General features: G+C 55.2%; 20 protein-coding genes. 10 read left to right on the forward strand and 10 right to left on the reverse strand.

Features of this window, described 5'->3' with window-relative positions; all coding sequences use genetic code 11:
- Positions 1-30 precede the first annotated feature (30 nt).
- The gene (tatD, locus tag EXW94_RS14395; protein WP_108417331.1) at positions 31-813 is read left to right on the forward strand and encodes a 3'-5' ssDNA/RNA exonuclease TatD; all 783 of its coding nucleotides are present in this window, start codon (positions 31-33) and stop codon (positions 811-813) included.
- On the opposite strand, the gene rfaH is transcribed toward tatD, so the two are convergent.
- On the reverse strand, positions 810-1301 hold the full coding sequence (gene rfaH, locus EXW94_RS14400; protein WP_010426265.1) for a transcription/translation regulatory transformer protein RfaH: 492 nt from the start codon (positions 1299-1301) through the stop codon (positions 810-812). The genes tatD and rfaH overlap by 4 nt on opposite strands.
- A 170-nt stretch (positions 1302-1471) precedes the next feature.
- On the opposite strand from rfaH, the gene ubiD reads away from it, so the two are divergent.
- The 3 genes from ubiD to EXW94_RS14415 all read left to right on the forward strand — a co-directional run bounded on the left by ubiD (position 1472) and on the right by EXW94_RS14415 (position 5544).
- Positions 1472-2965, forward strand: a complete 1494-nt coding sequence (gene ubiD / locus EXW94_RS14405; RefSeq protein ID WP_174340375.1) for a 4-hydroxy-3-polyprenylbenzoate decarboxylase — start codon at positions 1472-1474, stop codon at positions 2963-2965.
- A 42-nt stretch (positions 2966-3007) separates the two neighbouring features.
- On the forward strand, positions 3008-3709 hold the full coding sequence (fre, locus tag EXW94_RS14410) for an NAD(P)H-flavin reductase (RefSeq protein WP_010426263.1): 702 nt from the start codon (positions 3008-3010) through the stop codon (positions 3707-3709).
- 215 nt (positions 3710-3924) lie between these two features.
- On the forward strand, positions 3925-5544 hold the full coding sequence (locus EXW94_RS14415) for an ABC-F family ATP-binding cassette domain-containing protein (RefSeq protein ID WP_174340376.1): 1620 nt from the start codon (positions 3925-3927) through the stop codon (positions 5542-5544).
- A 39-nt stretch (positions 5545-5583) separates the two neighbouring features.
- On the opposite strand, the gene EXW94_RS14420 is transcribed toward EXW94_RS14415, so the two are convergent.
- Entirely contained in the window at positions 5584-5871 is a 288-nt protein-coding gene (locus tag EXW94_RS14420) for an HTH-type transcriptional regulator (protein WP_010426260.1), read from the reverse strand.
- 331 nt (positions 5872-6202) lie between these two features.
- Between EXW94_RS14420 and EXW94_RS14425 the strand changes: the two genes are divergently transcribed.
- Positions 6203-6913, forward strand: a complete 711-nt coding sequence (locus tag EXW94_RS14425; RefSeq protein ID WP_042715665.1) for a DUF3053 domain-containing protein — start codon at positions 6203-6205, stop codon at positions 6911-6913.
- 247 nt (positions 6914-7160) lie between these two features.
- A complete protein-coding gene (cspA, locus tag EXW94_RS14430) occupies positions 7161-7373 on the forward strand; it encodes an RNA chaperone/antiterminator CspA (RefSeq protein WP_003860775.1) in 213 nt (70 codons plus the stop codon).
- Positions 7374-7431: 58 nt separating this feature from the next.
- On the opposite strand, the gene ghrB is transcribed toward cspA, so the two are convergent.
- The 6 genes from ghrB to EXW94_RS14460 all read right to left on the reverse strand — a co-directional run bounded on the left by ghrB (position 7432) and on the right by EXW94_RS14460 (position 13483).
- Positions 7432-8406, reverse strand: a complete 975-nt coding sequence (ghrB, locus tag EXW94_RS14435) for a glyoxylate/hydroxypyruvate reductase GhrB (protein WP_174340377.1) — start codon at positions 8404-8406, stop codon at positions 7432-7434.
- A gap of 27 nt (positions 8407-8433) precedes the next feature.
- Positions 8434-9714: an MFS transporter gene (locus EXW94_RS14440; RefSeq protein ID WP_174340378.1), complete on the reverse strand. Its 1281-nt coding sequence runs from the start codon at positions 9712-9714 to the stop codon at positions 8434-8436.
- A gap of 117 nt (positions 9715-9831) precedes the next feature.
- Complete coding sequence (locus EXW94_RS14445) at positions 9832-10770, reverse strand: sugar kinase (RefSeq protein ID WP_174340379.1); 939 nt, start codon at positions 10768-10770, stop codon at positions 9832-9834.
- Positions 10771-10773: 3 nt separating this feature from the next.
- Positions 10774-11523 carry a sugar phosphate isomerase/epimerase gene (locus EXW94_RS14450; protein ID WP_174340380.1) on the reverse strand — a complete coding sequence of 250 codons (750 nt, stop codon included), beginning with the start codon at positions 11521-11523 and terminating at the stop codon, positions 10774-10776.
- A 100-nt stretch (positions 11524-11623) separates the two neighbouring features.
- A complete protein-coding gene (locus EXW94_RS14455; protein WP_010426243.1) occupies positions 11624-12640 on the reverse strand; it encodes a LacI family DNA-binding transcriptional regulator in 1017 nt (338 codons plus the stop codon).
- A gap of 180 nt (positions 12641-12820) precedes the next feature.
- Positions 12821-13483, reverse strand: coding sequence for an OmpA family lipoprotein (locus EXW94_RS14460; RefSeq protein ID WP_010426241.1), 663 nt, complete (start codon positions 13481-13483; stop codon positions 12821-12823).
- Positions 13484-13648: 165 nt separating this feature from the next.
- On the opposite strand from EXW94_RS14460, the gene EXW94_RS14465 reads away from it, so the two are divergent.
- Positions 13649-15976, forward strand: coding sequence for a molybdopterin guanine dinucleotide-containing S/N-oxide reductase (locus EXW94_RS14465; protein WP_174340381.1), 2328 nt, complete (start codon positions 13649-13651; stop codon positions 15974-15976).
- Here the strand turns inward: EXW94_RS14465 and EXW94_RS14470 are convergent.
- Positions 15939-16385 (reverse strand): N-acetyltransferase, encoded by a 447-nt coding sequence (locus tag EXW94_RS14470; RefSeq protein WP_010426237.1) that lies wholly within the window; start codon positions 16383-16385, stop codon positions 15939-15941. The genes EXW94_RS14465 and EXW94_RS14470 overlap by 38 nt on opposite strands.
- On the reverse strand, positions 16363-16944 hold the full coding sequence (gene tag / locus EXW94_RS14475) for a DNA-3-methyladenine glycosylase I (RefSeq protein ID WP_010426235.1): 582 nt from the start codon (positions 16942-16944) through the stop codon (positions 16363-16365). The genes EXW94_RS14470 and tag overlap by 23 nt, the downstream gene beginning before the upstream one ends.
- 163 nt (positions 16945-17107) lie before the next feature.
- On the opposite strand from tag, the gene EXW94_RS14480 reads away from it, so the two are divergent.
- The 3 genes from EXW94_RS14480 to eptB all read left to right on the forward strand — a co-directional run bounded on the left by EXW94_RS14480 (position 17108) and on the right by eptB (position 21183).
- Positions 17108-17806, forward strand: a complete 699-nt coding sequence (locus tag EXW94_RS14480) for an autotransporter domain-containing protein (RefSeq protein ID WP_174340382.1) — start codon at positions 17108-17110, stop codon at positions 17804-17806.
- 238 nt (positions 17807-18044) lie between these two features.
- Positions 18045-19247 (forward strand): MFS transporter, encoded by a 1203-nt coding sequence (locus tag EXW94_RS14485; protein ID WP_126815680.1) that lies wholly within the window; start codon positions 18045-18047, stop codon positions 19245-19247.
- A gap of 241 nt (positions 19248-19488) precedes the next feature.
- Positions 19489-21183, forward strand: coding sequence for a kdo(2)-lipid A phosphoethanolamine 7''-transferase (gene eptB / locus EXW94_RS14490; protein ID WP_174340383.1), 1695 nt, complete (start codon positions 19489-19491; stop codon positions 21181-21183).
- Positions 21184-21224 lie beyond the last annotated feature (41 nt).

A 21224-nucleotide genomic window follows, 5' to 3' on the forward strand; every position in this document is an offset into this window, starting at 1 on the left:
CGTCAGGGCGGTTGTCATATGGAGAGGGGCATGTTTGATATTGGGCTTAACCTGACCAGCTCGCAGTTCGCGAAAGACCGGGATGAGGTCGTCGCCCGTGCTTTTGCCGCCGGGGTGAAAGGGCTGTTGCTGACGGGAACCAACCTTCATGAAAGTGAGCAGGCGCAGTTGCTGGCGCAACGCTACGAACGCTGCTGGTCAACCGCAGGCGTCCACCCTCATGACAGTAGCCAGTGGACGCAACACAGCGCTGAAACGCTCCACGCGCTGGCGAAAATGCCACAGGTGGTCGCCATCGGCGAGTGCGGTCTTGATTTCAATCGCAATTTTTCCACGCCGGAAGACCAGGAAAAAGCATTCACCGCACAATTGGCGCTGGCCGCTGAGCTTGAAATGCCGGTGTTCATGCATTGCCGCGATGCGCATGAGCGTTTTCTGACCCTTCTGGAACCGTGGCTGGATAAACTGCCTGGTGCTGTGTTGCACTGCTTTACCGGATCGCGTCAGGACGCGCTGGATTGCCTGAATCGAGGACTTTATCTGGGCATTACCGGTTGGGTTTGCGATGAGCGTCGCGGGCTGGAACTGCGTGAATTGTTGCCAGCGATCCCGGCCGAACGCCTGCTGCTGGAAACCGATGCCCCTTATTTGCTGCCGCGTGACATGAAGCCCAAACCGGCATCGCGGCGTAACGAACCGGCGTATCTGGGGCACATCGTTGAGAGTGTGGCGCACTGGCGCGGAGAAGATCCGCACTGGCTGGCCGCGCAGACGGATGACAACGTGCGCCGCCTGTTTCGAATTGCGTTTTAAAGCTTACGGAAGTCGGTGTTTTTCACGCTCTGTAGCACCTGTTTATTCAACAGGTTAAGCAGCAACATAGAGCGCGCTTCGCCATCAGGTTCAGAGAATATGGCCTGCAGGCCTTCAAAGGCACCTTCTGTAATCACCACGCTATCGCCCGCATAAGGGGTTTCCGGGTCGGTAATCCCTTCGGGTTGTTGATAAATCGAAAGCTGATGAATGACGGTTGAGGGAACCGTCGCTGGGCTGGTGCCAAAACGGACAAAGTGACTGACACCGCGCGTGGCGCTGATTGTCGTGGTGTGGATCACTTCCGGGTCGAATTCGACGAACAGATAGTTCGGGAAGAGAGGCTCGCTGACCATCGTGCGTTTCCCGCGCTGCATTTTTTCAAGCGTGATCACGGGCGTCAGGCAATTCACCGACTGACGTTCAAGATGTTCCTGCGCGCGCTGAAGTTGCCCGCGTTTGCAATACAGTAAATACCAGGCCTGCATAATCACTCTTTCCCTTAGTTCGGGGCGCAAGCATATCAAAACCCTGGCCGGATCGCTAAGTTGATTATAATGGGCGAAAGTGGAGTAAGTCGCGGAAGTTCACGCTAATTTAACAAAATTACAGCATCACGTAGGCTTACGCCGTATAATGAAGCGCTTACAGAGAGGCCATGACTAACTGCATGAAATACCACGATCTACGCGACTTCCTGACGCTGCTGGAAAAGCAGGGCGAACTTAAACGGATTACGCTTCCTGTTGATCCTTATCTGGAAATGACAGAAATTGCTGACCGCACCCTGCGTGCCGGTGGGCCTGCGCTGCTGTTTGAAAATCCGAAAGGCTACAACATGCCGGTGCTGTGCAATCTGTTCGGCACGCCGCGCCGCGTGGCGCTAGGCATGGGGCAAGAGGATGTCACGGCGTTGCGTGAAGTGGGTAAACTGCTGGCGTTTTTGAAAGAGCCGGAGCCGCCGAAAGGTTTCCGCGATCTGTTCGACAAGCTGCCGCAGTTCAAGCAGGTACTGAACATGCCAACCAAACGCCTGCGCGGAGCGCCGTGCCAGCAAAAAGTGCTGGAAGGCGATGCGGTTGATCTGACAAAAATCCCGATTATGCAGTGCTGGCCTGAAGATGCTGCGCCGCTGATTACCTGGGGTCTGACCGTCACCCGTGGGCCGCACAAAGAGCGCCAAAACCTCGGTATCTACCGCCAGCAGCTGATTGGTAAAAATAAACTTATTATGCGCTGGCTGTCACATCGTGGCGGCGCGCTCGATTTCCAGGAGTGGTGCGCGGAACATCCCGGTGAACGATTCCCGGTTTCTGTTGCCCTGGGGGCCGATCCGGCAACGATTCTGGGCGCGGTTACGCCTGTTCCGGATACGCTGTCCGAGTATGCCTTTGCAGGGCTGCTGCGCGGCACTAAAACGGAAGTCGTAAAGTGTGTCTCCAATGACCTGGAAGTGCCAGCCAGTGCGGAAATCGTGCTGGAAGGCTACATCGAACAGGGTGAGCTTGCACCGGAAGGGCCTTACGGCGACCATACGGGTTATTACAATGAAATTGATAACTTCCCGGTGTTTACCGTCACGCACATTACCCAGCGTGAAGATGCGATTTACCACTCGACCTATACCGGCCGTCCACCGGATGAGCCTGCGGTGCTGGGCGTGGCGCTGAACGAAGTCTTTGTGCCGATTTTGCAAAAACAGTTCCCGGAAATTGTTGATTTCTATCTGCCGCCGGAAGGGTGCTCGTATCGTCTGGCGGTAGTGACGATGAAGAAGCAGTATGCCGGTCACGCTAAACGCGTGATGATGGGCGTATGGTCTTTCCTGCGCCAGTTTATGTATACCAAGTTTGTTATCGTCTGCGATGATGACGTCAACGCCCGCGACTGGAACGATGTTATTTGGGCGATTACTACACGCATGGACCCCGCGCGTGATACGGTGTTAGTCGAAAACACGCCGATAGATTATCTGGACTTTGCCTCGCCGGTTTCCGGTCTTGGCTCAAAAATGGGACTGGATGCCACGAATAAATGGCCTGGCGAAACCGACCGTGAATGGGGTCGCCCGATCAAAAAAGATCCTGCCGTGACCGCGCGAATAGACGCGATCTGGGACGAACTGGCCATAATGAATAACGGTAAATCTTAAGCTGACCGTTAAGCCCTATAGACTTCCCGACAGAGAGAGCGAATGACAACCTTAAGCTGTAAAGTGACCTCGGTAGATGCCATTACCGACACCGTATATCGCGTCCGTTTAGTGCCAGAATCGGCATTCTCTTTCCGCGCTGGTCAGTACCTGATGGTCGTGATGGATGAGCGCGATAAACGTCCTTTCTCTATGGCGTCTACGCCAGCGGAGCAGGAATTTATTGAGCTTCATATTGGTGCGTCTGAGCTTAACCTTTACGCCATGGCTGTCATGGACCGCATCCTGAAAGAGCGTGAAATCGTGGTAGACATTCCGCACGGTGAAGCCTGGCTGCGTGAAGATGAAGACCGTCCGCTTATCCTGATTGCTGGCGGTACGGGGTTCTCGTATGTTCGCTCTATTCTGTTGACCGCGCTGGCACGTAACCCGAACCGCGACATCACCATCTACTGGGGCGGCCGCGAAGAGAAACACCTGTACGACCTGTCCGAACTGGAAGCGCTGAGCGTGAATCACCCGAACCTGCGCGTTGAGCCGGTTGTTGAGCAGCCGGAAGAGGGCTGGCGCGGGCGCAGTGGTACGGTGCTAACGGCGGTCCTGCAGGATCATGGCACGCTCGCCGGGCACGATATCTACATTGCTGGCCGTTTTGAAATGGCGAAAATTGCCCGCGACCTGTTCTGTAATGAGCGCGACGCGCGGGAAGATCGCCTGTTTGGCGATGCGTTCGCGTTTATCTAAGTGTCTAACCCGCTTCGGCGGGTTTTTTGTCTCGGTGAGAATTGGCGATAATTTGACCTTGAAAAGGTTAGTGCATTGCCGCTATCCTTAGCGCTGTTATTGTCCTCCCTCAGGAGCGCCCCCCAAAAATGAACAAACACGACTGATGAATTTCTGTCCTTGCTAAACGCTACCGCGTCGGCAGGGGAAGTTTTTGATTTCATTCAGGAGTGCTTATGGCTCATTTTGCGCAGTCCCCTTCTTTTATTTTGCATCAGGTCACCTGTCAGTTTGCGACGGGCGATACCCTTTTCGGTCCGCTAAATCTTACACTCGATGCGTCGCCGTGCGCGCTGGTTGGCCGCAACGGCAGCGGTAAAACACGCCTGCTGCGTCTACTGGCAGGCATTGATGAACCTGAAAACGGCCATATTGAGCGTTTCGGTACCCATGTCTATGTGGCGCAGCAGCATGATATTTCCTCGCAGACCACGCTTACGGAACTGCTCGGATATGACGCGATTTTCGCCGCCCGTAAGCGCATCGACAGCGGTGACTATCAGCCAGAGGATCTGGAAACGCTCGACGGTAACTGGGATTTGGCGGAACGCCTGAGTGAAGCGTTTATGAACGCGCACCTCCCGCCGTTTGATCCCGATAAACCGGCCAGGGAACTCAGCGGCGGTGAGCGTATTCGCGCCCTGCTCTGCGGGGCATTGATTGCGGATGCGGATTACCTTCTGCTGGATGAACCCACGAACCATCTGGACAGACAAGGGCGTGAATGGTTTTACGACCAGCTTTTCCACCACCAGGGCGGCGTGCTGGTGGCTTCTCACGATCGTGAATTGCTGGCACAGGTGCCGCGCATTCTCGAGCTGAGCCCTTTTGGCCTGCGCAGCTTCGGTGGAAACTATGCTGATTATCAAACTCAGCGCGATACGGAACAGCAGGCTGCCCGCGCCGCGCTGGAGCACGCGGCCACCGAGCGCAAACGAATCCGCGCGCGGATGCATAAAGAGCACGACGACAGCCAGCGACGTTCAGCAAAAACGTTGCGTACGGTTGATAGCCTCAATATCGCCTCCTTTGAGCGGGTGAAATACAAAATGGCGGCAAAAGAGCGCATTGGCTCGTGGAAAAAACAGCACAGCGAACAGAATGACGCGTTAAATACCGCAGTAAGCAACGCGCGCGAGCGGGTAGAAGACGATAACCCGGTCATCTTCACCCTGCCGGGCAGTCGCGTCTCGGAGGGGAAACAGGTACTGGTGCTGGAGGCGCTGGCGCTGCCGCATGTGGATATTCCGCCGATAAGCTGGCGTATGGACGGGCCAATGCGTGTCGCACTCCGTGGGCCGAATGGCTGTGGTAAATCGACGCTCTTGAAAGTGATGTCTGGAGAGGAAGCACCTCTTTCAGGAACCTGCACGGTATCGGTCACCTCCGCCTATCTCGATCAACAGCTGTCGCAGTTCGATCTTTCACAGTCGGTGATGACGCATCTCAACCTCAGCAACTCGCCGCTTGAAGAAGGCACGTTGCGTACTCGCCTGGCACAGCTTCAGCTTGGCGCAGATAAGGTCTCGCTCCCCCTGGCGGAACTGAGCGGCGGTGAACGCCTCAAAGCCGCGCTGGCCATTGTCTTATGGCGTGAAGAGGCCACGCAGCTTTTGCTCCTGGATGAGCCCACTAACCATTTGGATCTGGCCTCCGTTCAGGCCATTGAGGCTGCACTGGCGGAATTCCCTGGCGCGCTGCTGGTGGTGTCGCATGATGAAACGTTTTTGAAGGGATTAACGCTGACGCATAACCTGGTGTGGAATGAGGCGGGATGGAATTGTGTAAGCCTGTAAAACACAAGCCCCCGCAAGGGCGGGGGCGGTCAAACTGTATTAGGCTATCTGTTTACTGAGTGCAGGGTTCGCCTGAATCAGGCGCATCAGCTTTAACTCGGTTGGCGTGGGCTTTTCACGTTTTGATTCCCACTCCAGCACCATCGCCACGCTGACACCCATCGCTCTGGCGAATTCATCTGTTTGCAGCCCTGTCCCTTTGCGCAATTGCTCAAATTCTGTAAAGGGATTGGACTTTTGTTGCAGGGTAACCGTCTGCGGTACATCTTTAAAAATAATCTGTTCCAGGCTGCTCAGCAGCTCAAACTCAGGATCTTTATATTCCATTGAGGACTCCTCTTAAATCACACATCGGGATCAAGAACATCAGAGAGCCAATTAAGAATAGTCCCTAATACAAACGAAGGATCGTTGCGGATGTGATTAATCGTGCGGTAACGATAGCTTTATCCGTTTCAGCTATATGGATAGTTATGCTAATTACCTGATTAGCCATATATCGGCTTCGACAGGTATTTTTTTGTAAATGGTAAGAAATAAAACGGCAATAGCCGTTTTGCATGAAAAGAGTATCTTGCGGGGCTGACCTGGACTATCCTTGTCAGCGTTGGGCACGCGTGTGCCGGTGTGCGCTTTTTTGGGTGAAAGGAGTAATAAAATGGCGACAGGAAAGTCCTGCTCTCGCTGGTTTGCGCCTCTTGCGGCGTTGTTGATGGTAGTTAGCCTGAGTGGGTGTTTCGATAAAGAAGGCGATCAGCGCAAAGCGTTTATCGATTTTCTTCAGAATACAGTGATGCGTAGCGGCGAGCGTTTACCAACGTTGACTGCGGATCAGAAAAAACAGTTTGGTCCTTTCGTGTCCGATTACGCCATCCTTTATGGTTATTCGCAGCAGGTGAGCCAGGCGATGGACTCCGGCCTTCGTCCGGTGCTGGATAGCGTTAATGCGATCCGTGTACCGCAGGATTATATGACCCAACGTGAACCGCTGCGCCAGTCCAACGGCGCGCTTGGCGTGCTGAGCCAGCAGTTACAGAATGCGAAAATGCAGGCTGATGCGTCACGTTCTGCGCTGAAACAGGGCGAGGATCTCAAGCCTGTCTTTGACAAAGTGTATGAGAAAGTGGTGACGAAGCCGTCTGACGCTTTGCAGCCGTTGATCCCGGCCGCGCAGGTCTTCACGCAGCAGCTGGTTCAGGTGGGGGATTTTATCTCCCAACAGGGGACGCAGGTGAGCTTTGTCTCTAACGGTATCCAGTTCCCAACCTCACAGCAGGCAAGTCAATATAATACGCTGATTGGGCCGCTGGCTTCCCAGCACCAGGCCTTTAGCCAGGCGTGGAGTGCGGCAGTCGCTGCCACCGAGTAAGATAAAAATCCCCGCTTCGTGCGGGGTTTTTTTTGGGGGTAGTGAAAATAACGCTTGTCATTCCTCTACCACATCGGTATAACTATCCCCGTCGGTTTGTTACACAGACCTAAAGCAGTTTAGTAAAGCAGTCCAGATTGTTATCCATAGATACCCTTCGTTGTGACCCTTCCTTCATCGCTTAAAAATCTGTAACGCAATCCATCAAGCCGGAAGGCACAATATATTTGTTAATAAGGTAATTTCTATGTCTGCTAAAATGACTGGTCTGGTAAAATGGTTCAACGCTGATAAAGGTTTCGGCTTCATCACTCCTGACGATGGCTCAAAAGACGTGTTCGTACACTTCTCTGCTATCCAGAACGATGGCTACAAATCTCTTGATGAAGGTCAGAAAGTTTCCTTCACCATCGAAAGCGGCGCTAAAGGCCCAGCAGCTGGTAACGTTGTAAGCCTGTAAGCTTCCAACCCAGTAGCACAAAATTCAAAAACCCGCCTTCTGGCGGGTTTTTTCGTTTCTACTGTTGGATCTGCGGGTTAACGCAGTTCTTATCCACTTTTCCGCCGAGCGCGGCAATCAGATTGTCTACCGCAGTCGCCGCCATGTTATAGCGCGTCTCGTGAGTGGCAGAGCCGATGTGGGGCAGGGCGACGACGTTTGGCAGTTTGAGCAGCGGGGAATCGACTGACAGCGGCTCTTGTTCAAACACGTCCAGACCTGCTGCATGGATCTCGCCGTTTTGCAGCGCCTCAATCAGCGCCTTCTCATCCACTACCGGGCCGCGACCCGCATTGATGAAAATGGCCGACGTCTTCATCTTTTCAAACTCGGCTTTGCCAATCAGGTGACGCGTTTCGTCCGTCAGCGGCAGAACCAGGCAGACAAAATCGGCTTCCTGCAGCAGGCTATCAAGCTCGCAGTAACGCGCGTTGAAACGTTCTTCAGCTTCACCGTGGTGACGGCGTGCGTTGTACAGAATCGGCATGTTAAAACCGAAATGCGCGCGCTGTGCCAGCGCCAGCCCGATACGCCCCATACCCACGATGCCCAGCGTTTTGCCGTGAACGTCCACGCCGAACCAGTCCGGACCAATGCTTTTGGTCCATTCGCCCGCTTTGACGCGCTCAGCCACTTCTACCACGCGGCGGGCCGTGCTGAGCACTAGCGCCATCAGCGTGTCGGCCACGGTTTCCGTCAGGGCATGTGGCGTATGCATCAGTAGGATCTTGCGGGCGTTAAGGGCACCCACGTCGAAGTTGTCGTAACCCACAGAAACGGTAGACGTCGCACGAAGCTTCGGCATTTTCTCCAGCAGGGCGACATCCACTTTCTCGCTTGAACCCAGCAGACCTTCAGCGCTGGCGAACGCCCCGGCGTGCTGTGCCACGGTTTCCGGGCTCAGGTTCTTCACCTGCGTGACGGTGAAGTGTTCTTCAAGGCGTTTTTGCAGATCATCAGGCAGTGCTTTGTACAAAATGACGGACGGCTTCATGCTAATCTCCGTTGATTTTAAAAGGTTTCAGGCGTGTCGTACGCCGACGGGAAGCTGTTGATTATTAGCAGGCTTAACGATCAGAGTAAGCCATACCGAGGCGAAAAGCGCCACCCCCATAAAGATGTACGACGCTGACGGGCTGCCGGTTGCACCGTTCAGATAGCCCACAAACCAGGAACCACAGAACGACCCCAGCGCGCCCATGCTGTTAATCAGCGCCATCGCGCCGCCTGCCACATTACGCGGCAGCATTTCCGGAATGATGGCAAAGAACGGACCATACGGGGCGTACATCGCTGCACCCGCAATCACCAGCAGCGTATAAGAGACCCAGAAATGGTTCGCACCAACGGCCCAGGAGCCAATGAAGGCAAAGGCAGCGATGAGCAGCAGGGGCCAGACGAACAGCTTACGATTTTGCAGTTTGTCCGATGCCCAGGAAGCGATAATCATCGCGATGGTGGCAGCCAGATAAGGCACGGATGACAGCCAGCCCACTTCGACCATGCCAAGATTGTCGCCACCGCTGCGGATAATCGACGGCAGCCACAGTACAAAGCCATATACGCCAATGCTCCAGGTAAAATATTGCGCGCACAGCAGGATCACGTTGCGAGAGCGGAAGGCTTCACCGTAGTTGCGAACCGCCTTCAGACCCTGCTGCTCTTTATCCAGCTGGGCCTGCAGCGCGGCTTTTTCATCTTCGGAAAGCCATTTCGCCTGGGCAGGTTTATCCTTCACCAGCACCCACCAGCAGAATGCCCAGATCACTGCTGGCACCCCTTCGATGATAAACATTTCGCGCCAGCCGAAGGACTGGATCAGGTAGCCAGACACCACCGACATCCACAGTACCGTGACCGGGTTACCGAGGATCAGGAAGGTATTCGCGCGCGAGCGTTCAGATTTGGTAAACCAGTTGCTGATGTAAATCAACATCGCCGGCATGACCGCCGCTTCAACGACGCCGAGGATAAAGCGAATGGCGGCCAGAGCAGGAATATTGTTTACCACGCCGGTCAGTGACGCGCAGGCGCCCCACAGGATCAGGCAGACGAAGATCAGCTTGCGCACGCTGCGGCGTTCCGCGTAAATCGCGCCGGGGATCTGGAAGAAGAAGTAGCCGAGGAAGAAAAGGGCGCCGAGCAGGGAGGATACACCTTTGGTGATACCGAGGTCTTCGGTGATCCCCGCAGCGGATGCGAAACTGAAGTTAGCACGATCGAGGTACGCCAGGCTGTACGTGATAAACACGATTGGCATAATGTACCACCAGCGTTTTACTGCATTGGTCGAACTGTTCATAGGCTTGCCTCTGTTGTTGAGGTTGTTACCGCCGTTGTCTGTAGGGTACACGGTGGCTTAATTATTTGGTGCGGTCTGTTGCCCTCACCCTGGCCCTCTCCCACGGGGAGAGGGAATTTAAACGCCGAGCTCTGCTCGCGTTGGTAATCCTTCGCTGTCGCCCTGCACCTGAATCGCCAGCGAGCCAATCTTGTTGCCACGCGCAACGGCCTGCTGCAGCGGTTTGCCTTCCAGCAGGGCGCTAATGACGCCCACGGCAAAACCATCGCCCGCGCCGACGGTGTCGACCACGTTCTCAACCTTCACCGCCGCGACCGCGCCCTGTTCGCCGTTGGCCGTTTTAAACCATGCGCCATCGGCACCGGTCTTCAGCACCACCGCTTTTACCCCGTTATTCAGGTAGAAATCGGCAATGGCTTCCGGCGTCTTTTCACCCGTCAGGATCATCCCTTCTTTCAGGCCCGGCAGAACCCAGTCAGCCTGGAACGCCAGACGGTTCAGCTTCTCGACCATTTCCGCTTCGCTTTTCCACAGCACCGGGCGCAAATTGGGATCGAAAGAGATCGTTTTACCCTGAGACTTCATGGCTGTTGCCGCATGGTCCAGCAACGCATACGAGCTGGCAGACAGCGCTGCCGCCACGCCGCTGAGGTGCAGATGGCGCGCGGAGGCAAAATAGTCGGCGTGGTAATCCTCCACGGAGAGATGGCTTGCGGCCGATCCCTTACGGAAATACTCCACGATGGGATCGGTTCCATTTTCGACTTTAGATTTCAGCTGAAAACCCGTTGCGAAACGTCCGTCGAGCGTGACGCCTGCGGCATCAATTCCCTCTTTTTTCAGTGAATCGAGAACGAAATGGCCAAAGCTGTCGTCCCCTACGCGACTCACCCAGCCGACGTTCAGGCCCAGGCGCGCCAGGCCCGTGGCGACGTTCAGCTCTGCACCCGCCACGCGTTTCATAAAGTGTTCTACCGCGCTCAGGTCGCCCGTTTCGGTGGCCACAAACATCGCCATGGCTTCGCCGATAGTGATCACATCCAGCGTCTTTTGCATGGTTTACTCCTCACGCAGCAGGTTAACGTAGTGGCGGGTAACGGCAGTTAAATCTGCCCCCTCCAGGGGGAATTCGATACCGCGCGGGGCATCGGCAGGAAGCTGATTAAGCAGGTCCAGCCAGCGTGATTCCGCGCGGTCCGGCGCAATGGCGCGGAACTGCTCCTTATGCGGAACGGCGGCCTTAACGTGGATATAGCTCACGGCCGGAGCCAGATGACGCGCGGCTTCTTCGGGGGAATCGCCCACCCACAGCCAGTTGCCCATATCGAACGTCAGGGTGACGGGCAATGCCATCACCCGGCAGGCGGCTTTGAAGCGCTGCATGGGCGCGAGCTGGCCGCAGTCGGTCTGGTCATTTTCCACCACCAGCGCCATGCCGCTTTCATTCAGCATCGCGCGTAAAGCTTCAAGCGGCTGTTTATCGTTGAAATGACCCAGCGAGACTTTCAACCACAGCGCGTTGAGCGCGGTGGCTTCGGCCAGATAGCGGGGAAGGTCGGGGTTAAGCGTTCCGTTGGGCATAAACAGGGGGGCGGGTGCGGAATAGCATGCCAGCAGACCCAGCAGTTCGATGGATTCGCCCAGCGCAGGTAGCGCCAGCAGCTCTTCGCTGTTGAACAGCTCACGGCGGATTTCTACACCGTCCGCGCCTGCGCCCGCAATGACGGGAAGCATTGCGCGTTGACCACCGGCCTGTCGGACCTGGTCCGCGCCATAAGCGGCGGTGACCACCATTATTTTCCTGCTCATACCAGACTCCATCGCGTAATCGATAGTATTACGCTAGATGGAACCGGTTCCAAAGAAAAGATCGGGATGTTGAATTTATGATCGCTGTCACGAAGGGAATTTAGCGGGCGGTAGAGCCGCGAACGATCAGTTCGCCAGAGAAGACCTGTTCACGCACGGCGTCGCTTGCACCTTCAATACGGCGAACCACCTGTTCAACAGCGGCATAGCCGATTTGCCACGTGGGTTGCTTGAGCGTGGTGATGCCGACGCCAGCCAGCTCTGCCCACTCAAGCTCATCGAAACCCAGCAGGCCGATATCACTTCCCCAGTGCAGGCCAATGCGCTTGAGGGAGCGGGCAACCTGGAGCGTTAGCGCCCCGTTTGCGGAGATGACGGCTTTACGCATTCCACGGTGACGCGTGTGGAACTGGCGAAGGGTATTGTCAATCTGGTCAGCTTCATGCAGCGGCGTTTCGGCATTTTCGGCGATCACGCCGGGATAGCGGTCCAGCGTGGCGCGAAAGGCGCTTAAGCGCTCGCGACGCGTGTTGACCATTCCCAACGGTTCACTCAGGAAAAGGACCGCTTCAAAACCCTGTTCGATGAGGTGCTCGGTGGCGGTAGTGGCCGCCTGCGTGTTATCCAGCCCGACGACATCGCAGGCAAATTCCGGGATTTTGCGGTCGATAAGCACCATTGGCAGCGAAGACTGCTGCAGCCGGTTGAGCCCTTCTTCACGCATGCCCACGGCATTCACCACAATACCTTCCACCTGGTAGCTGCGTAGCAAATCCAGATAGTGCAGCTCCTGATCGACCTCATTGTTGGTGTTACAGACCAGCGGCGTAAAGCCTTTTTCGCGACAGGCGGCTTCGATGCCGCTGAGCACGTTGACGGAGTAGGGGTTAGTGATATCGGCGATGATCAGACCAATCAGGCGAGTTCTGCCGCGTTTCAGGCCGCGCGCCATAAGGCTTGGGCGATAGTCGAGTTCGGCAATGGCCTGTTCAATGCGGGCGAGCAGCGCGTCGGACAGCAGGTGTTTCTCACCGTTGAGATAGCGCGAAATGCTGGTTTTACCGGTTTTGGCGGCTTTCGCCACGTCGCTGATGGTGGCCCGGGTTGGTTTGCTCATCGCTGATTTCCCTGAATTTAGTGAGAATACCTTAGCGGGAAAATCTGGCGAATCAAGTAATTTGCCCGGTGTCGCTGCGCTTACCGGAGGTTGCGGTCTGATGCCCTCACCCCAACCCTCTCCCACGGGAGAGGGCGCAAAACACTAAAAACGGCAACGGGGTTGCCGTTTTGCTTTTACCTACTGAATTGGGCTTAACGTAATCTCTACGCGACGGTTCTGCGCTTTGCCTTCCGCCGTGCTGTTGCTGGCGATTGGATTTGCCGGACCCATGCCGCTGGTGCGGATACGGTTCGCTTCAACACCCTGGGCGATCAGCGAGCTGGCCACGGAATCGGCGCGCTGCTGAGACAGACGCATGTTCAGATCCTGGCTGCCGGTACTGTCGGTATAGCCAATCACGTTAACGGCGGTTTTATTGTACTCTTTCAGCACCATCGCAACGCCGGTCAGGGTGTTTGCGCCTGCTGGTTTCAGCGTTGCGCTGCTGCTGTCAAAGGTCACGTTGTTTGGCATGTTCAGGATGATGTTGTCGCCGCTGCGCGTGACGCTCACGCCTGTGCCTTTCATTTTGTCGCGCAGTTTCGCTTCCTGCACATCCATGTAATAACCGACGCCGCCGCCCAGTGCTGCACCTGCTGCTGCGCCAATCAGTGCGCCTTTACCGCGATCTTTCTTGGAGGAGGAGAGTGCCCCAACGCCTGCCCCAACCAGCGAGCCGATGCCCGCGCCGATGCCGGATTTACCCGCTTCGCGTTCACCGGTGTAAGGGTTAGTTGTGCAGCCAGAAACAGCCAGTGCACCGCTCACCAGAGCGGCAATAACGAGTACGCGTTTTTTCATCTTATTTCCTTAATCCTTTTTATTCTTTGCCACGGCGAGCGTGGCAGTTGATTATGACGTCCAGATACGGAGAAAATTCAGTGTATAACTCTGAAATTTGTGACAAACCATAAATCGCCTCAATTAAGAAGGCCGTAAACCTGCACGCAACCAGGAGCGCACGCTTTGAGCACCTCAACCAAAACCATTCTGACCGCCGCCCACTGGGGACCCATGCTGGTCGAAACCGACGGGGAAACTGTCCTGTCGTCCCGCGGGGCACTGCCAACACAGCATCCCAATTCGTTACAGACTGTCGTTCGCGATCAGGTGCATAGCAAAACGCGCGTGCGCTGGCCGATGGTGCGTAAAGGTTATCTGGCTTCGCCAGACAAACCGCAAGGTATTCGGGGACAGGATGAGTTTGTCCGCGTGAGCTGGGATGAGGCGCTGGCATTGATTCACACCCAGCATAAACGTATCCGTAATAGCTATGGTCCGTCGTCCATTTTCGCCGGCTCTTACGGCTGGCGTTCGAACGGCGTGCTGCACAAGGCCTCGACGCTGCTGCAGCGCTATATGAGTCTGGCCGGGGGCTATACCGGGCATCTGGGAGATTACTCCACCGGTGCGGCGCAGGCGATTATGCCGTATGTCGTGGGAGGGAATGAGGTCTACCAACAGCAGACCAGCTGGCCGCTGGTGCTGGAACATACTGATGTGGTTGTGCTGTGGAGCGCTAACCCCCTCAATACCCTGAAAATTGCCTGGAATGCCAGCGATGAGCAGGGCGTGTCATATTTCGACGCGCTGCGCAAAAGCGGCAAGCGCATCATCTGTATTGACCCAATGCGTTCGGAAACCATGGATTTCTTCGGCGACAGCGCCGAGTGGATTGCCCCGCATATGGGCACCGACGTGGCGATGATGCTGGGTATCGCCCATACGCTGGTTGAAAACGGCTGGCACGATGCGGAATTCCTGGCGCGTTGTACCACCGGTTTCGATAAATTTGCCGACTACCTGACGGGCCAATTCGATGGGGTGGCTAAAACAGCGGAATGGGCAGCAGAGATTTGTGGCGTTCCTGCGGGTAAACTCCGCGAACTGGCGGCGTTGTTCCATAAAAATACCACCATGTTAATGTCCGGCTGGGGAATGCAGCGCCAGCAGTTTGGCGAGCAGAAGCACTGGATGCTGGTGACCCTTGCCGCAATGCTTGGGCAGATTGGCACGCCGGGCGGAGGTTTTGGTCTCTCCTATCACTTTGCGAACGGCGGTAACCCAACGCGTAAAGCGGCGGTGCTGGCGTCTCTGCAGGGCTCGGTGCAGGGCGGCGTGGATGCCGTGGATAAAATCCCGGTGGCGCGCATTGTTGAAGCCCTGGAAAACCCGGGCGGTTTTTATCAGCACAACGGTCTGGACCGCCACTTCCCGGATATTAAATTTGTCTGGTGGGCGGGCGGGTCGAACTTCACGCACCATCAGGACACCAACCGCCTGATCCGCGCCTGGCAGAAGCCGGAGCTGGTGGTCATTTCCGAGTGCTTCTGGACCGGCTCGGCTAAGCATGCCGATATTGTGCTGCCTGCGACCACGTCGTTTGAGCGTAACGATCTCACCATGACCGGCGACTACAGCAACCAGCACATGGTGCCAATGAAGCGTGTTGTCGCGCCGCGCGATGAAGCGCGTGATGATTTTGACGTCTTTGCGGAACTGAGCGAGCGCTGGGAAGCGGGCGGGCGCGAGCGTTTTACCGAAGGCAAAACGGATCTGGAATGGCTGGAAACCTTCTACCAGATTGCGGCCCAGCGTGGCGCAGCCCAAGGGGTGACGCTACCGCCGTTTGCTGAGTTCTGGGAAGCGAACGGCATCTTCGAAATGCCGGAGAGCGAGCAAAATGCGCAGTTTGTCCGTTTCGCTGATTTCCGCCGCGACCCGGAGAACCACCCGCTAAAAACCGAAAGCGGGAAAATCGTTCTCTTCAGCGAGCGCATTGCTGGCTTTGGCTATGCTGATTGCCCACCGCACCCCATGTGGCTGGAGCCAGACGAATGGCACGGCAACGCGCAGCCGGGGCAGCTTCAGATCTTATCTGCCCATCCGGCGCACCGCCTGCACAGCCAGCTGAACTATACGTCACTGCGCGAGCAGTATGCGGTTGCCGGGCGCGAGCCCATTACCCTGCATTTCGAAGATGCGAAAGCACGTGGAATCGCAGATGGCGATGTGGTGCGCGTCTGGAACGGGCGCGGACAGGTGCTGGCGGGAGCGGTGGTGAGCGACGGAATTAAGCCGGGCGTTATCTGCATTCACCAGGGGGCATGGCCGGATCTGGACCTGAGCGAAGGCGGTATTTGTAAAAACGGGGCGGTTAACGTGCTGACCAAAGATCTCCCCAGCTCGAAGCTGGGGAATGGCTGCGCGGGGAATACGGCGCTGGCATGGGTCGAGAAATATCAGGGGCCAGCGCTTACGTTAACGGCGTTTGATCCGCCTGCCAGCTCATGATCCACGTCGGGTGTTGGGTATCATCCTGCCAGGCGCTATCTTCAATACGAAAGCCCTGCGCATGGTAGAAATTCACTGCCCGGACATTTTTCTGGTACACCTCGAGGCTTAAATGCGGAAAGCGCTGTTGAACATGGTTCAGCAGCGCCCGCCCGATGCCTTTCCCGATGTACGACGGTGCGACAAACAGCGCGCCGACAAACTGCGACTGCATCACGCTGATAAATCCGCACGGCTTTCCGTCCTGTTCCCAGACCCAGGTTTCCGCCGACGGCAGGTAAACCTCCCGCACCATGGCTTCGTTCTCTTTCCAGTAGTTTGCATCGATAAACGGATGCGCCTCCGTGGTGCTTGCAAGCCACAAACTCAGAAGCGGATCGGTATTTTCACTTTGCCATTTGCGGATCATGGTGGCCTCCCGGATGACAGAAGCAGCCCGTAATATGATCGTTGACCAGCCCACAGGCTTGCATAAAGGCGTAACAGATGGTGCTGCCCACAAATTTAAAACCGCGTTTTTTCAGCGCCTTAGAGAGTGCATCTGAAGCGGGTGTGGAGGCGGGGATCTCCCCGAGCGTAGCGGCCTGCGTGACGTGTGGCGTGTCATTCACAAAAGACCAGACAAATTCTGAAAATGACTCGCCGTTTTGCTCCATCGCCAGGTAAGCGCGTGCATTGCCGATGATGGCCTGGATTTTCCCGCGATGACGAATGATACCAGCGTCCAGTACCAGTCGTTCGACGTCCTCTTCGGTCATGGCGGCGACGGCGACAGGATCGAACTGGTGGAAGGCGTTGCGGTAATTTTCCCGTTTTTTCAGTACGGTAATCCATGACAAACCCGCCTGCTGGCCCTCAAGGCAGATCATTTCAAACAGTTTTTTGCCATCCGTTTCCGGTATGCCCCATTCACGATCGTGATAGTCGATATAGAGCTGATCCTGGCTTACCCAGCCGCAACGTTGCATAGGTTATCTCCCTTATTCACACGGTTATCGCAAAAAATTTCATTTCGTCAGGCTTGACGTGTCTACTTTAAAGACAATAGTTAATACAGGGCTATATGCCCGTTAACCTCTTCCTGAACAACGATAAATATCGCCGAAATTGGCTCTTTCTGGAGTCGCTTTGATGATGATAAAAAAAATCAGTGGTCGCCATGCTGTTTCTGGCCTGGTGGGGATTTCAGCGTGGTTGTTTTTTTGTCACACAGCATCTGCCTGGCAACAGGAATATATCGTTTCAGACGCACAAAGTAATACGGCGGAACGCTATACATGGGATGCGGATCACCAACCGCGTTATGAAGACATTCTGGCTGAACGTATCAAGACTTCGCAAACTGGACCTGGGCTTGCCCTGAATTCGCCTTCTGGCCCGACAGCGGAAGGCAGCATGAGCGTGGGCTGGAATTTTCCGCTGACGGGAAATATAACAACCGGCCCGGTGATGGCGTGGCGTTACGATGGCACGGCACCCATGATGATTAATGAATTCGGCGATAGCGTGACGACGCAGGGGCTGACCGATCCGCTCTGGCATGCCAGCGTGAGCAGCCTGGGCTGGCGCGTGGATACGCAATATGGCGATCTTCGGCCCTGGGCGCAGGTCAGTTTCAACCAGCAGTTTGGCGAGAACCAGTGGAAATCTCAGTTCGGCATGTCACAGACGCCTGCTATTGCACAAAACAGCAGCTGGATGGACGTGACCGTCGGAACGGATATGCCGTTTACAACCCATATGGCGGCCTATGCGTCATTGGCTCAGGGGGAAAACACCACGACGGGCGAGGAGTTCATGTACACCCTGGGCGTGAGTGCAAACTTTTAAAGTTGTCACTTTTTCCAACGTTGCGATAACATCTTAAATACAATAACGGCGCGCCTTGTCGCGATAGCGAGCACTAACAATTGTGCATGTCGTTCCCCGGCAAGGTCATTCATTCCCAATTCCAGGCATTTCATTCCGTTCCTCCTGCATTTCATGCCGTTTTACCCCAGCGGTAATAAGGTTTTGTTTATTGTTGTCCTCAGCGAACTTCCTTAATTTCTCTTGCAGGACAACGGCCATGAACACTTCAACTTATAACCGTACGCGCTGGCTCACGCTTTTCGGCACTATCGTCACCCAGTTCGCGCTGGGCTCGGTCTACACCTGGAGCCTGTTCAACAGTGCGCTTTCCGATAAGCTCGGTGCACCGGTGAGCCAGGTGGCGTTCTCTTTCGGCCTGCTGAGCCTGGGGCTGGCGCTTTCCTCTTCCGTAGCGGGCAAACTGCAGGAGCGCTTTGGCGTTAAGCGCGTCACCATGGCGTCCGGGATCCTGCTGGGCGTGGGCTTTTTCCTGACGGCGCATTCCAACAACCTGATGATGCTCTGGCTGAGCGCCGGGGTGCTGGTGGGTCTGGCAGACGGTGCGGGTTATCTGCTGACGCTGTCGAACTGCGTGAAGTGGTTCCCGGAGCGTAAAGGTTTGATCTCTGCGTTTGCCATCGGTTCATATGGTTTGGGCAGCCTCGGGTTCAAATTTATCGATTCCCACTTGCTGGCCTCCGTTGGCCTTGAAAAAACCTTTATGATCTGGGGCGTTATCGTTCTGGTGATGATTCTGTTCGGTGCAACGCTGATGACCGATGCGCCACAGCAGGAGGTGAAATCCGTTAACGGCGTGGTGGAGAACGACTTCACCCTGGCTCAGTCTATGCGCAAACCACAGTACTGGATGCTGGCGGTGATGTTCCTGACGGCCTGCATGAGCGGTCTGTATGTCATTGGCGTGGCGAAAGATATCGCGCAGGGCATGGTGAAACTGGACGCGGCCACGGCGGCGAATGCGGTCACCGTGATTTCTATTGCCAACCTCTCGGGCCGTCTGGTGCTCGGTATTCTGTCTGATAAAATTGCCCGTATCCGGGTCATTACGATAGGGCAGGTGGTTTCGCTGGTGGGCATGGCGGCACTGCTGTTTGCACCGCTGAATGAGGCCACTTTCTTTGCCGCGATTGCCTGTGTAGCCTTTAACTTTGGCGGCACCATTACCGTCTTCCCGTCTTTGGTGAGCGAGTTCTTTGGTCTGAACAATCTGGCAAAAAACTACGGCGTCATCTATCTGGGCTTCGGGATCGGCAGTATCTGCGGTTCGCTGATTGCCTCCTTGTTCGGCGGGTTCTACGTGACCTTCTGCGTGATATTTGCCTTGCTGATTATTTCCCTCGCGCTGTCGACCACTATTCGCCAGCCGCAGCGTGAAGTATTTAAAGAAGCGCATGCTTAACGAATAAGAAGAGGCCGTAATGGCCTCTTTTTTTTGCGCTGGGGAATACGCTTCCTGACTTGCTTTTTTGTAAAAATTTGCACGGATCACATTCTCTGCTGCCACTTTTCTCTCCCGCTGTGGTCTACTTACCGCGCTTGTAGACGTTTCTGATAACGCTTTCCTACGCACATACTTACTCTGTCTGTTTTCTCGATGAGAGTCGGCGGGTCTCTATACCCCTTCCCCCAGGGTTGTTTGCATGAAATACATTAGGTCTCTTACCCAGCAAAGATTGTGTCTGATGCTGGCTGTCTATATCGGTTTGTTTCTGAATGGCGCGGTGCTGTTCAGACGAGTGGAAGGTTATTTCGAGCACCTCACCGTAAGAAATGGAATTTTTGCTGCAATTGAAGTGTTCGGTTCCATCCTCGCGACATTCTTCCTGTTACGTCTGCTTTCCCTTTTTGGCCGACGCCCGTGGCAAATTCTGGCTTCACTGGTTGTCATTATTTCTGCCGCCGCCAGTTATTACATGACCTTTATGAATGTGGTCATTGGCTATGGGATTGTGGCGTCAGTCATGACCACCGATATCGATCTCTCGAAAGAGGTCGTAGGTAAGGGCTTTATCGTCTGGACGGTTTTAACCTGTCTGATACCGCTCTTCTTTATCTGGAGTAATACCTGCCGCTATACGTTGTTACGCCAGCTGCGCACGCGCGGGCAGCGGATCCGGAATATCGCCGTTGTCCTGTTGGCCGGATTACTGGTCTGGGCACCGATTCGCTTGATGGAAAAACAGCAAAAACGTATCGAAAAAGCGACGGGCGTCGACATGCCAAGCTACGGCGGTGTGGTCGCTAACTCTTATTTGCCCTCCAACTGGCTCTCGGCCTTAGGCCTGTATGCCTGGGCACAGGCGGACGAATCGAGTGATGTAAAATCCCTGATAAATCCGACGAAAAAATTCAATTACGTGGCACCGGCTGACGGGCTGGATGATACCTACGTCGTCTTTGTTATCGGTGAAACCACGCGCTGGGATCATATGGGTATTCTCGGCTATGACCGCGATACCACGCCAAAACTGGCCCAGGAAAAGAACCTCGTGGCTTACCGCGGTTACTCCTGCGATACCGCGACGAAGCTCTCTCTGCGCTGTATGTTTGTGCGTGAAGGCGGTGCCAGCGATAACCCGCAGCGTACGCTCAAAGAGCAGAACGTATTTGCTGTACTGAAGCAGCTTGGATTTAGCTCCGACCTGTTCGCTATGCAAAGTGAGATGTGGTTCTACACCAACACCATGGCGGATAACATCGCCTATCGTGAGCAGATTGGCGCCGAGCCGCGCAACCGTGGGAAGAATGTCGATGACATGCTGCTGCTCTCCGAGATGGAACAGTCGCTGAAAAACCATCCGCAGGGTAAGCACCTTATCGTGCTGCATACCAAAGGCTCGCACTACAGCTATTATCAGCGTTATACGCGCGATTTCGCGAAATGGACGCCTGAGTGTGTCGGCATTAACAAAAACTGCAGCAAGCAGGAGCTGATCAATGCCTACGACAACTCGATTCTGTATGTGGACACGTTCCTGAGCAGGGTGATCGACGAGCTTCGCGATAAGAAAGCGATTGTGATATACGCGGCTGACCACGGCGAGTCCATCAACGAAAAAGAACACCTGCACGGTACGCCACGCAAGCTTGCGCCGCCGGAGCAGTTCCGCGTGCCGATGATCATGTGGATGTCGGATAAGTACCTTGAGAACCCTGATAAAGCCAAAATGTTTGCGCATTTGAAGCAGCAGGCAGAGATCAAGGTCCCGCGCCGTCACGTTGAGCTGTACGATACCATTATGGGTTGTCTCGGCTATACCTCACCGAACGGTGGGATTAACGAAAACAACAACTGGTGTAAACTCCCTGATAACACCGCAAAAGCCGCGCAGTAGCTGCTCTGGCGAGAATATCGCCAGTTGAATGGCTTTTTGAA

It is taken from the genome of Enterobacter sp. JMULE2 (assembly GCF_013337145.1).
GTDB classification, from domain to species: Bacteria; Pseudomonadota; Gammaproteobacteria; order Enterobacterales; family Enterobacteriaceae; genus Enterobacter; species Enterobacter mori.